The organism is Mucilaginibacter sp. (genome assembly GCF_028288185.1).
Classification (GTDB): domain Bacteria; phylum Bacteroidota; class Bacteroidia; order Sphingobacteriales; family Sphingobacteriaceae; genus Mucilaginibacter.
Map to the genome: position 1 here is coordinate 230465 of NZ_JAQBOF010000027.1, position 13039 is coordinate 243503.

The following is a 13039-nucleotide window of genomic DNA, read 5'->3' on the forward strand; positions in this document are numbered from 1 at the left end:
TCGGATGTTCGATTTCGGATTTGTTATTAACCCTGTTTTTAAACATCCCGAGTAAAATGTTAATTTTGCCGCATGAATTTTATTATTGATGCTACTGTTAAAGCCGTTAAACAATTATATCAAGCTGATATTACGCCTGCCGATGTAAGTTTGCAGGAAACACGTAAAGAGTTTGAGGGCCAGGTTACTATAGTTACTTTTCCGTTCACTAAAGTTTCGCGTAAATCGCCTGAGCAAACAGGGGCCGAAATAGGCGAGTATCTTAAAAACCAACTAAAAGAGGTATCGGCATTTAACGTAATAAAAGGATTTTTAAATATCTCTATATCCAACACCTATTGGGTAGAGCAGTTATACCAGGTAATTACTACCGATGATTTTGCCATTTTTAAACCAAACGGCAAAAAGGTAATGGTGGAATATTCATCGCCAAACACCAATAAACCATTGCATTTAGGGCACGTACGTAACAACCTGTTGGGATATTCGGTAGCCAAAATCTTGGATGCAGCGGGTTATGAGGTTATAAAAGCTAATTTGGTTAATGATAGGGGTATCCATATCTGCAAATCAATGCTGGCCTGGCAAAAGTGGGGCAATGGCGAAACACCGGAATCGACTAAAGAAAAAGGCGATCACCTGGTAGGTAAATACTATGTGATATTTGATAAAGAATACAAAAAACAAATAGAAGAGCTTAAAGCCATTGGCCAAACCGAAGAGGAAGCTAAAAAGAATGCCCCATTAATAAAAGAGGCGCAAGAAATGCTGCTTAAATGGGAGGCCGGCGATGATGCGGTAATTGACCTTTGGCAAACCATGAACGGCTGGGTGTACGAGGGATTTGGCGAAACCTATAAAAAGTTGGGTGTTGCTTTTGATAAATTCTATTATGAATCTAACACTTACCTTTTAGGTAAAGATATTGTTGAAGAAGGGCTAGCCAGCGGTGTTTTCTTTAAAAAAGATGACGGTTCTGTTTGGATTGATTTGACCGAGGACGGTCTTGACCAGAAACTTGTTTTACGTGCCGATAGTACATCAGTATACATAACCCAGGATATGGGTACCGCACAGCTTAAATATGATGATTTCGGGATGGATGAGTCTATTTATGTGGTAGGTAATGAGCAGGATTATCATTTTAAAGTGTTGTTTTTGATACTACAAAAACTGGGTAAAACCTGGGCCAGAGGATTGTTCCATTTATCATACGGCATGGTCGATCTGCCATCAGGTAAAATGAAATCGCGTGAGGGAACTGTTGTAGATGCAGACGACTTAATAGTTGAAATGGAAACTACAGCCAAACAAGTAACCGAGGCTTTAGGTAAGATAAACGATTTTAGCGAAGAGGAGAAAACGCAATTGTATCATACGATTGGTATGGGAGCTTTGAAGTACTTTTTATTAAAAGTTGACCCCAAAAAACGGTTATTGTTTGATCCTAATGAGTCGGTAGATTTCCAGGGGCATACCGGGCCGTTTATACAATATACCCATGCCCGTATTAAATCGGTTTTAAATAGAGCGACAATAACCGGCGTAGATACAGAACCTTCGGAATTAGCACCGGAAGAACGCGACCTGATTGTAACGTTAACTCAATTCCCTGAAATTATTACACAAGCTGCTATTGCTTACAACCCCGGTACTATAGCTAATTATGTATATGAACTGGCAAAAGCTTATAATAAGTTTTACCACGAACATTCTATACTACAGGCTGAAGATGAATTGGTAAAACAATTTAGGCTGCAACTTTCTGTCGCATCTGCAAAGGTAATAAGTCGGGGTATGAATATGTTGGGTATTGAAGTGCCGGAAAGAATGTAAGCCCCTAAATCCCTGAAGGGGTAATATAGGTGCGAAGTAGTTACGAATAATCATGGTTAATAAATCAAGTAAGCATTGTAACAATAGTGTTTAGCTCGATCAACATTTAGACAGGATGATTTTTTTTATTATGTTTGTTTACCAATATCTCTAAATATTATGAACAAAAAACAAACATTATTACTAATAGTAATACTTGCAGCAAGCTCATTAGCTAATGCGCAAAATAAACTAAAACATGAGGATACCGAGGTTTATGAACCTGTACCAAATGTGGTAACTCCCGGTAAAACAAACAGTGATGCACCATCAGATGCTATTGTATTATTTGATGGTAAAAATCTGGATCAATGGACAATGGCCGACCATCGCGGTACACCAGCTACTTGGGATGTTGCTGATGGAATATTAACTGTAAATAAACATAGTGGGAATATTGAAACCAAAAAATTGTTTTCTAATTACCAGCTACATGTAGAGTGGAGAATACCATCAAACATTACAGGTAGTGATCAGGCGCGGGGTAATAGTGGTGTTTTCCTAGCATCATTAGGTGGGGGCGATGCCGGTTACGAACTACAGGTGCTTGACTCTTATAAAAACAAAACTTACGTTAACGGGCAAGCCGGTAGCATTTACAAGCAGTTTATTCCGTTAGTTAACGCCGCTAAGCCACCGGGCGAATGGCAGAGCTATGATGTTGTATGGACAGCTCCAACATTTAATGATGACGGGACAGTTAAAACTCCGGCAAGGGTTACTGTATTCCATAACGGAGTTTTAGTGCAAAACAATGTGTCTTTACTAGGCCCGACACAATATATTGGGCAGGCTTCTTATAATAATGCCAAACATGGCCCTGCTCCAATAAAACTACAGGCCCATGGTGATAAAAGTGAACCATTAAGCTACCGAAATATTTGGGTTAGAGAGTTGTAATACATTTAAGAAATAGAGTAAAACGTTATTTGGACGGTAAAAAAACACCGTTTAAATAACGTTTTTTTGTTTGTATATAAATTAATTGTTATTCGATTAAGAATAAATGCCTGATGTACGATATAATTTAGGCACTACACTAAAACAAATGCAATGAAATGGGTGTTTAGTAATCAGATTTGTAAAAAATGATACTTTGAAAATGAAGTCATAAAATAATTGACTTAAAATTAAATAGTATTTATATTTACTATAATTAAACTAGTGTATTAAACCCTAATTGTCAGACATGAAAAAACTACCCTTAGTTTTTTGTTTGTTGTTTGGTGCGTGTGCAGCGCCCAAACAAATTGTCAATAACAATACTTCTTTTCATAATCATCCAGCGCCGTATCATGTATTTTCCGTAGGTAAGTGGAACAATGATTATATTATTTTAACCCTTATCGATGCTCAGAATACATATTTTAACATTAAGACAAATTATAATGCTTTGTTGAAAAGGGGCGATGTTTATAAACCTTGAAGTTATTAACTATCATTGACAAGTATTAGGTTATTTATAACTTAGCAGTTTGCCGGGAAGTGATACTGCTTGGCTATAATTTAACAGCACATTAGTCATGATAAAAGATTTAAACTCATTAAACCAGGTAGCAGAGTTTCATACCACATTTAAACATCCAATTTTACCAACACCCACAATTCCATCAAAAGAACGTTGTAAACTTCGTGTTGAACTGTTAGCCGAGGAACTAAAAGAACTGCAACAAGCCATTGATGATAATGATATGGTTGAGATTGCAGATGCGCTTTGCGATTTGCAATATGTATTATCGGGCGCGGTTTTGGAGTTTGGTTTAGGCGAAAAATTTAAAGAGCTTTTTGATGAGGTGCATCGGTCAAACATGAGCAAGGCGTGTAAAACGGTTGAAGAAGCCAATGATACCATAGCGCATTATAAAGGTAAAGACAATACAGAATCTTATCATAATGAAATCGACGGATTGTTCCTGGTATACAGAACCCAGGATAATAAAACCTTAAAATCTATCAATTATTCGCCTGCTGATCTGGGTACAATATTGGGGTAAATGCTTGATATACTTTACCGGGACGAGTGCCTGATCGCTATTAATAAACCACATGGTTTGTTAGTACACAGATCGCCAATAGCGGCCGATGCAGAAGAATTTGCACTACAATTACTAAGAGATCAGGTAGGTTTAAAAGTAAACCCTGTACATCGTTTGGATAGGGCCACCGGCGGTATTTTATTATTCGCGCTGGATAAACAGGTTGAAATAGCAATGCAGCAACAATTCTCTGATAATAAAGTCAACAAAAACTATTTAGCCATAGTTAGGGGCTATACACCTGATATGGAGGATATTGATTATCCGCTTCGTAAAGAAAACGGCACAATACAAGAAGCTTTTACAGCTTATGAAACCCTTAGTCGCGCAGAACTGGCGGTGCCATTTGGTAAACATGATACTTCAAGGTACTCGTTAGTAGAAGTTAAGCCAACTACCGGGCGCATGCACCAGATCAGAAAGCATTTAAGCCATGTTGATCATCCCATTATTGGCGATACCACGCACGGCTGTAATAAACAAAATAAATTGTTTAGAGAAACGTGGGAAATGACCACATTGTTATTACATGCTTCTAAGTTATCATTTAGTCATCCGGTTACCAATGAACAAATTTTTATTGAAGCACCGGTAAATGTAGAATTTAACAGGATCATGGATTTAATGGGTTGGTAACAATACAAACAATTAACCCCAAATTTTGTAGTAAAATCATGACAGAGCCGATAAATTATACCATATATAAAGATAATGAAGAGCATACCATAATCATTACGCCAGTTAATCAAAACATAGCGGGTGGTGATGTTTATATAACCGGTGTTTTTAGGTTAACCGAGGGAGAGGTGGGTATGGGTGACATTGTATTTGATGATAACATGAAACAATGGGAGTATACCGGCATGGGTGATTTAACGCACAAGGACGCAGCTGAAATAGCAGAATTTATACAAGTTAAAAATGCCTCATTAGCAAATAACGGTAAAACAGCTTAAATTTGGTCGATAATAACTATTGCAGGTAATCATTGCTACCTTTATAAACCACTTACAATATTTTAAATTTCTAAATGGACGAGATTGAAAACTATTCAGAAAAAATTCACGAGCAAAGTAATGAGCATGCTCACCATATCCTGTCAGAGGGTAAAGAGCGGTGGGTGCTGTTTGTAGCCCTTTCAACAGCTTTAATTGCCGTATTGGCCGCCATTACCGGTTTACTGGCTGGCGAACATGCAGACGAGGCTATGCTTGCTCAAATACACGCGTCAGATCAATGGGCGTATTACCAGGCTAAGGGGATTAAATCTGAAACATTAGTCGAAGCAGGCAAATTATTAGTTGCATTTGGCAAAACCCCAATAGTTGTTGACGAGGAAAAAATTAAAGAGAATAAAAAAGAACAAGCCGAAATAAAAGAGAAAGCAGAAGATTTTCAGAAAGAATCAAATATACATGTAGCCAAACATAGTGTTTTTGCACGTGGTATTACGCTGTTTCAAATTTCTATAGCCATTGGTGCCATATCAATTATTGTTAAGCGTAAAAGCCTATGGTTTGTTAGTATAGGCTTTGCCTGTATCGGTATTTTCTTTTTAATTCAGGGTGTTTGGTTTTAATTCGTAAAAATTCATGAAAAATATTTTAGGTATCTATGGTATAATTTGTTCTGTTTTTTTAGGCTTTACAGCCAATGCTCAGATAAAAGAGAACGAGAAGATAAAGTTGATCACTTTAGATCCGGGGCATTTCCATGCCGCTTTAGTACAAAAAACAACATTGCCTGATATTGCACCGGATGTATACGTATATGCACCAAAGGGGCCCGATGTAAAGTCGCATCTGGATAAAATCGATGCTTATAATTTACGTGTTATCGACCCAACCCATTGGAGTGAAATAGTTTATACCGGCGATGATTTTTTTAATAAAATGATTGCCGAGAAAAAAGGTAATGTGGTGGTAATGGCCGGCAATAATCAAAAAAAGACCGAGTACATCAAACGATCAATTGATGCCGGTTTTAATGTTTTGGGCGATAAGCCTATGGCTATTGATAACCAGCATTTCGAAATGCTTAAAAGCGCGTTTGCCGCCGCCGAAAAGAAAAAACTGGTTCTGTATGATATCATGACCGAGCGTTATGAAATAACCAATACATTACAGCGCGAATTTGCCAGCTTGCCCGAAGTATTTGGCGAACTTAAAAAAGGCACACCGCAAAACCCAGGTGTCGAGATGGAAAGCGTGCATTATTTTTATAAGTCTGTATCAGGCAGTGTGTTGAGTAGACCTGCCTGGTTTTTTGATGTAAAACAACAAGGAGAGGGCCTACAAGACGTAGGTGTACATTTAATTGATCTTACCCAGTGGGAATGTTTCCCCGAAAAAACAATTGACTATAAAAAAGATATACAATTTAACAGCGCTAAAAGATGGCCATCGTACGTTACTCTTAGTCAATTTAAAGCTATAACTAAATTGAATGGTTTCCCGGCTTATTTAAAAGAATATGTGGTTAAAGATACCATCCTGAAAGTTTATGCAAACGGTTCTGTTAATTATAAGCTGTTCGGTACAAATATAAAACTGACTGTAAAATGGGCATACTCAGCGCCTCCGGGAAGTGGCGATAGCCAAAATTCTGTACTGCATGGTACAAAAGCCGACCTGTATATAAGGCAGGGCGAAACCGAGAAATTCACCCCGGTTTTATATATAGAACCTGCAAATGAAAGCACCGCTTACGAAAAACAGTTGTCTGAAAACCTAAAAGCCATACAAGGTAAATATCCGGGCGTTAAACTTAAAAAGCAAGCTAAGGGCTGGGAGGTTATCATTCCGGACAGCTACAAAGATGGCCACGAAGCGCACTTTGGTCGCGTTACCGAAAAATACTTGAATTACCTGCGCGAAGGCGATATGCCTGAATGGGAAGTGCCTAATATGATAGCCAAGTATTATACTACTACTACGGCGCTGGCGCTGGCAAAAGCGAAAAACTAAGATTTATAGAATTAGTGGATTTTAGGATTGATGGTTTATTAGATCAATTCTAAAATCTTTTAGTTACGGTAATTCTAGAATCTTTTAATCCTATAAATCTTAGTTAAATCTTAGTCGTATCTTTGCCCCATGATAAAAAAAGCGCTGGAGAATTTGAAGATCACCGCATTGAACGAAATGCAAAATGCGGCGCTTAGTGCCGACCCAAAACGTGATCTGATCCTGCTTTCGCCAACCGGCTCCGGCAAAACATTAGGTTTTTTATTGCCCGTGTTGAAGACATTAGATCCTGATATCCACCTGGTACAGGTGCTGATACTGGTACCATCAAGAGAGTTAGCGTTACAAATAGAGCAAGTATTCAGAACCATTGGCAGCGGCTTTAAAGTTAATTGCTGTTATGGTGGGCATTCAACTAAAATAGAGAAGAATAACCTATCGCAACCACCGGCTGTTTTAATAGGCACACCGGGACGTATTGGTCATCATTTGCGTTTTGGCAGTTTTAATCCCGAAGCTGTACATACTTTGATATTAGATGAGTTTGATAAATCATTAGAGTTTGGTTTCCAAACTGATATGACGGGTATTATTCGCCAGCTAGAACATTTGGGCAAGCGGATATTAACATCAGCCACCCGAATGAAAGAAATACCTGATTTTACCGGCGTTACCAACCCGATAGAATTAGATTATCTAACCAACAAAACTAATACACCCGACATTAAACTAAAAGCCGTAATAGCCGAGGCTGCCGATAAGTTGGATGCGTTATTTGCACTTATATGCAAAATCGGTAACAAGGCCACGCTGGTATTCTGTAATCACCGCGAAGCGGTTGACCGCATTAGTGAGTTGCTATGGGACAGGGGAATAATACATGATATTTTCCACGGTGGTATGGAGCAGGATGACCGGGAGCGAGCATTACTAAAATTCAGGAACGGTAGCCACCGTTTATTGATTACTACTGATCTGGCCTCGCGCGGATTGGATATCCCCGAAATTGAATATATAATTCATTACCAGTTGCCGCATAACGAAGAGGCATTTACACATCGTAACGGCCGTACCGCGCGTATGCATGCCAAAGGTACCGCGTACCTGATATTGAATGAAGAAGAGAAACAAGATTATCTTAAACAAAAACCCGAGATAGAAGAATTGCCGGAAAAGTTTTCTTTACCAGAAATTACACAGTGGGCCACATTGTATATCGCCGCAGGCAAAAAAGACAAGGTGAACAAAGTAGATATTGTTGGGTTATTATTAAAAAAAGGGGAGTTGCCTAAAGATGATCTTGGGCTGATAGAAGTTCTGGATAATACATCATACGCTGCGGTAAAACGTACCCAGATTGAAAAACTGGTACAACGGATAAAAGGCGAAAAGATAAAAAATAAAAAAGTAAAGATCGAAATATCAAGATAGAACGATATGAGTAATAATGATATAATGAAAAAGCTAAGGGTAGCTATGAAGTTTACTGATGATGATATTGTAAAAGTATTGGAACTAGCCAATTTCAGGATAACAAAAACAGAGCTTGGTGCCATATTCAGGGCAGATGATCACCCAAACTTTAAGCCCTGTGGCGACCAGATATTGCGTAATTTTTTAAACGGTTTGATTATTTACAAACGCGGCCCTAAAGCTTAATCGCGTTCGCGGGATGAGCCTTGGATGATCTTAGCTTTGCCGCTTTTTATCATCCGTTTCATCTCTGCCGAAAATTCTTCGCGCCCGCCAAAATCTTGTACCCAATAGGTATCAAATACCCATATACCAACTTCTTTAAAATCAGGGTTCATTAAGTTCATGCAATGGCCGGGGCTGTTAAACCAGCCGGTCATTACTTCATCAATAGTAGATTGTCCCTGCGCTATATTCTCGCCAACAGTAAAGCTTTTATAACCATTATGGGTATAACCGACATTTTCTATACGGTTTAAAGTAGTGCGGCCATCTTTGCTAACATGGCTAAAGTATGTTTTTATGGCCATATCTCGCGCATGAGCCATTGCCGCTCTTTCCAATAAATCATTCCATACTAACGGAGCCGCCGGAGGCATATAGGTTGTGCCGCAGTTGCAACCTTTTTTGCGGGTGCTATTTATTGATTTTAAAAATTCTTTTTTGAATTTATTACTGCCGGGTGTTTGGCTATATACACTTTGGATTAATAAGATAAATGTAAACGAAAGCGATAAAATATAATACTTCATAGTACTAAGACGATAATTTGGATACGAAATTTAATATTTATTTTCTGCGTTTCTTACGCCTCCTGATGAAGTAAATTATAGCGAGTAAGCTTATTAGCCCGGTTGCTATTACCAGTACTATAATGAGGCTATCTTTCTGGAGTAGTTTGCTTTGGAAAGTCTCTTGCTGACTGGATAAACTTTTTTTTTAGTTTGCAAAGAATCCTGGGTTTTAGCTATCATATTCTCTTCGCCTTTAAGCAAGCTATCCTCAATAAAATCATGCCTTTTTGCAGCGATGTCTGCTTTAGTGTAATTTTTTAAATGAGTATATAATAACACATAACTTTCCTGTACGGTCGATTCTGCTTTGGGATTGTGATCTGATTTGGATAGGGCTAAAGCTTCGTTTAAGTCACGCATGGCCAGGCTATAATCCTTTATCTCCATCTTAATATTAGCCAACACAAGAAGCGAGGCCATAATATTAGGAACATCTTTTTTAGCTCTGGATAAGGTATTTGACTGCAAAATAAACCATTTTGCCTGTGGGTATTTTTTTTGTGAACGGTAAACTTTTGCCAAACTATTAAAGCAAAAACGTAAGCCGGTGGTATCACTTAACCCTGAATATAAATGCAAGGCTAAATAGCTATACGTTAAGGCTTGGTTTTGATAAAGTCGTTTTGTCCGTGAATCTTCTATCATGTCATACTTTAAATACTCGGCTACTATTTGCGAATAGATAGCCGATTTTAAAGTATCATTCCCTGCAAATTGTAATTGTTGTTTTAAGCTATCTAAAGAAGTTATTGCAACAGGCGTTTGATGGATAGCGCTATCTGTAGATAGGGTATAGGCGGGTGATTTTAACCCGTATAAAAGAATAATGATAAGTATGGAAAGTTTCTTCATATAAAATCCGCCTGACACAGCTAATAAACAATAGTCAAATAGCATGCCTGCTTTGTAACTGCTTGTATTAAAGACGAATCCTATTGTGAAAGGGAGTTAAATGTACCGAGAAATAATTTAAAAATGAAACTTATAGTATAGAAAATAGTACAGTTGATATTACTAACTGATAAATGCCGCGTAGCTATCCAGAAATTTAGTAAGCGCAGGCACCTTTGTGAAGAGGAAATTAAACAAGTTGATACCTATAACGGCAGTAGTTATGCCGGCTAATACATCTAAGATATAATGATGGCTGGTATATACAGCCGTAAGCCATATGCCTACCATAACCGCACATAAAATAACTTTCATAAAGCCCACACGGTTTTTAAACGCATAATAGACCACTATAATTGGGTAGGCAGAATGTAATGATGGCATAGCCGCAAATACATTTGATCCCTTTTGGTAGATAGATTGAAAAATATGAACGTTAAAATAATTATCAAACCTTGAAAGGCCGCCCGTATTACCCGGAGTTGCAGCATGGAAAACAAACCCATGTTCTTGTATATACCACGGTGGTGCGGCAGGGAAAGAGTAATAGATCACAAATCCCAATAGGTTCACTACTAAAAACGTCATTGCAAACGAAAGAAATTCGCGCCGGTTCTTAAAAAACAGATAAGCAGCAAAACCAAGTGGTACGGGTATCCAACAGATATAAAATAACCCGGCAATTATATCTAATGTGCTGGTTGAGTTTACTTTCCAATATTCGTTAGGCGTTAGCAGGTGGCCTTGATAGTTTATGCCGAAAAGATGCTTTTCGAAATTATACAGATCGGCAATATGGACAGTGCTTACGTTGTAATTTGGGAAAGCCTTCATGTAATCGAATATGATCCAATAAACAATGAAAACAGAAAAGCCAAGTATAAACTTGCGGGTTATGGATGATAGGTAAAAAAGTGTATTAAAAATAACCAGCAGTGCTACCTGGTCTGATTTAAACCCAACCACCCATATGGATAGCAGTAAATAAGCAATAGATAAAAGCGTAGCAGTTACAATAGATCTGGCATTAATTACCGGGCCTTGATTAACAGCACCATTCATTCTATTTTTTTATAAAGTCTGAACCGAAAATTTTATCCCAAAGGGGAGAGCTTACACCGTATCCCTTATCAGGGCTTTGGTAGTGGTGCAGCATGTGGTGTTGCTTTATTTTTTTCCAGATGTTCCCTTTAAAATTAAAGTGGTGAATAGCATAATGGGATATATCATAAAACAAATAACCCAATATAAATCCAGGGAAAAAACCGAAAACATAATTAGCCGGCAATATGGCGTTAAACAAAAAATAAAATACGGTAGCTAACGGGATACTAACCGAAGGAGGTAACACTAAACGCTTGGCATCACTTGGATAATCATGATGCACACCGTGAAAAATAAAGTGTAAACGTAGCCCAAATTTGTTTTTAGGGACATAATGAAACACAAAACGGTGCATTATATATTCAACAAAGGTCCATACAAACAGGCCGACAAAGAAATATTCTATATAAGTAATTATGCCAATTTGTTTAACAAACAAGGCCAGGTAGGTACTAACCAGTATAACCGGTACAAAAATAAATACCGGCACCAGAAAATGTACTTTTGATAAAGCTTCCAATAGGTCGCTTTTAAACATTCTTGTTGATTCCTCAGAATTTGATATGAAATTTTTTGCCATAGTAAATCAGGGTTTAAAACGTTGTATTATTTCTCTGCCTGTAGTTTGATCCGTCCCTCTTAATTCCACGTAAACAACGTTTGGTAACCAAAACGAGCCACCTTCAATTTTAACAAAAACGCGGTTAAGCATCATTTGTTTCTGTTCTATAGTTGCGAAGATATGATATTTTCCATCGTTTGCCTTCATCAAAAGCAGTGGAAATTTTTTGTATGATACAAATCTGACATCATATTGATCATTCGCAAGTCTTTTGGTTATTAAACCGTATGCAAATTTACGTTGTATATAATTAAGTTCCTCTCTTTGTCCTTTCTCTGCATATCTTAACCAATAAACGTGCATTGGGTTTTGCTCATCTATATGGCCGCCCGGTGCATTCAATTCGTAAATTAAAGTATTAATGTTTGATGTACGCTGTACGTAAAATAAACGGCCGATGTTTTCAGACGGAACAGGAAACTTGTCATCATCAGTAATTACCTCAAAAGCAAGTTTGTTGTTTACTTTATTCGGTGTTTTATTTACCGTTAAAAATGAATAAAAAGTAGTTAATAATATTAGTATTGATAATTTCATTAATCCGTAGCGTTAGTTTTTCTCTTGTTTTGCCAGGTTGCTTTTTGCGTCTGTTAGTCTTTTAAACGCGGTTATATTTGTTAATACAGCCAAAATGGTAATAGGTATGGTGAAAATAGACATGGTTTCGAAAACATGATACTTAACACCGGGTACATATAATTTATAATTACCGCCTATGTATAAAGAGCTTACGCCACAAATTATGGCACATAAGCCAATGGTTACAACACGCTCGGGCCGTTGCATTAAACCGCCTTTGCTTTCAATACCCAAGCCTTCGGCACGTGCCCTTACGTAGCTAACCATCATGGAGCCTATTAAAGCTATAAAAGCAAATATCGAACTTAAAAAATAGTGTTGGGCAACCAGGTAATAACATATACCAAAAAACATAACCAACTCGCTATATCTATCTAATACAGAATCATACAAAGCACCAAAGGTTGATTTCATGTTACCTAATCGGGCAACCTGCCCGTCAAGCATATCAAACAAGCCGGCAAATAAAATTAAAGCGCCCGCCCAGCCTATGTAACTTAAATCGCCCCGGTTGCCTTCTTCGCCACCTATAACAAATATTACAGCCACGCCTATATTTAATACAAAGCCAATAGAGGTAACCGCGTTAGGGGTAAGGCCCAGTTTTATTAAAACTTTAACAAAAGGGTCAATAACCTTATAGATACCTAATTGAAGATTTGTACGTATAGATGTTTGTTGTTCCATTAACTGCCCTTA

Annotated in this window: 15 protein-coding genes; 9 read left to right on the forward strand and 6 right to left on the reverse strand. The window is 37.8% G+C overall.

What is annotated here, in order from left to right; all coding sequences use genetic code 11:
- Positions 1-72: 72 nt before the first annotated feature.
- The 9 genes from argS (at position 73) to JWQ34_RS11375 (ending at position 8536) form a co-directional block, all read left to right on the forward strand.
- A complete protein-coding gene (gene argS / locus JWQ34_RS11335; protein WP_299357375.1) occupies positions 73-1836 on the forward strand; it encodes an arginine--tRNA ligase in 1764 nt (587 codons plus the stop codon).
- Positions 1837-1995: 159 nt separating this feature from the next.
- Entirely contained in the window at positions 1996-2775 is a 780-nt protein-coding gene (locus JWQ34_RS11340; protein WP_299357377.1) for a DUF1080 domain-containing protein, read from the forward strand.
- Positions 2776-3398: 623 nt separating this feature from the next.
- Complete coding sequence (locus JWQ34_RS11345) at positions 3399-3869, forward strand: nucleoside triphosphate pyrophosphohydrolase family protein (protein ID WP_299357378.1); 471 nt, start codon at positions 3399-3401, stop codon at positions 3867-3869.
- Positions 3870-4547: a pseudouridine synthase gene (locus tag JWQ34_RS11350; RefSeq protein ID WP_299357380.1), complete on the forward strand. Its 678-nt coding sequence runs from the start codon at positions 3870-3872 to the stop codon at positions 4545-4547.
- A 38-nt stretch (positions 4548-4585) separates the two neighbouring features.
- Entirely contained in the window at positions 4586-4867 is a 282-nt protein-coding gene (locus JWQ34_RS11355; protein ID WP_299357381.1) for a hypothetical protein, read from the forward strand.
- A 74-nt stretch (positions 4868-4941) separates the two neighbouring features.
- On the forward strand, positions 4942-5490 hold the full coding sequence (locus tag JWQ34_RS11360) for a DUF4337 family protein (protein WP_299357382.1): 549 nt from the start codon (positions 4942-4944) through the stop codon (positions 5488-5490).
- 13 nt (positions 5491-5503) lie between these two features.
- Positions 5504-6877 carry a putative oxidoreductase C-terminal domain-containing protein gene (locus tag JWQ34_RS11365; protein ID WP_299357384.1) on the forward strand — a complete coding sequence of 458 codons (1374 nt, stop codon included), beginning with the start codon at positions 5504-5506 and terminating at the stop codon, positions 6875-6877.
- A gap of 129 nt (positions 6878-7006) precedes the next feature.
- Positions 7007-8308, forward strand: a complete 1302-nt coding sequence (locus JWQ34_RS11370; protein WP_299357386.1) for a DEAD/DEAH box helicase — start codon at positions 7007-7009, stop codon at positions 8306-8308.
- 24 nt (positions 8309-8332) lie between these two features.
- Complete coding sequence (locus JWQ34_RS11375; RefSeq protein WP_299357387.1) at positions 8333-8536, forward strand: DUF1456 family protein; 204 nt, start codon at positions 8333-8335, stop codon at positions 8534-8536.
- On the opposite strand, the gene JWQ34_RS11380 is transcribed toward JWQ34_RS11375, so the two are convergent.
- The 6 genes from JWQ34_RS11380 to JWQ34_RS11405 all read right to left on the reverse strand — a co-directional run bounded on the left by JWQ34_RS11380 (position 8533) and on the right by JWQ34_RS11405 (position 13027).
- Positions 8533-9102 carry a CAP domain-containing protein gene (locus JWQ34_RS11380; protein WP_299357388.1) on the reverse strand — a complete coding sequence of 190 codons (570 nt, stop codon included), beginning with the start codon at positions 9100-9102 and terminating at the stop codon, positions 8533-8535. The two genes, JWQ34_RS11375 and JWQ34_RS11380, sit on opposite strands and share 4 nt — an antisense overlap.
- Before the next feature lie 117 nt (positions 9103-9219).
- Positions 9220-9996 carry a hypothetical protein gene (locus JWQ34_RS11385; protein ID WP_299357389.1) on the reverse strand — a complete coding sequence of 259 codons (777 nt, stop codon included), beginning with the start codon at positions 9994-9996 and terminating at the stop codon, positions 9220-9222.
- A gap of 162 nt (positions 9997-10158) precedes the next feature.
- On the reverse strand, positions 10159-11097 hold the full coding sequence (locus JWQ34_RS11390; RefSeq protein ID WP_299357390.1) for a phosphatase PAP2 family protein: 939 nt from the start codon (positions 11095-11097) through the stop codon (positions 10159-10161).
- Between the two features lies 1 nt (position 11098).
- Positions 11099-11719 carry a sterol desaturase family protein gene (locus tag JWQ34_RS11395; RefSeq protein ID WP_299357391.1) on the reverse strand — a complete coding sequence of 207 codons (621 nt, stop codon included), beginning with the start codon at positions 11717-11719 and terminating at the stop codon, positions 11099-11101.
- Positions 11720-11725: 6 nt separating this feature from the next.
- On the reverse strand, positions 11726-12298 hold the full coding sequence (locus JWQ34_RS11400; protein ID WP_299357392.1) for a DUF4833 domain-containing protein: 573 nt from the start codon (positions 12296-12298) through the stop codon (positions 11726-11728).
- A 12-nt stretch (positions 12299-12310) separates the two neighbouring features.
- Positions 12311-13027 (reverse strand): CDP-alcohol phosphatidyltransferase family protein, encoded by a 717-nt coding sequence (locus JWQ34_RS11405; protein WP_299357393.1) that lies wholly within the window; start codon positions 13025-13027, stop codon positions 12311-12313.
- Positions 13028-13039 lie beyond the last annotated feature (12 nt).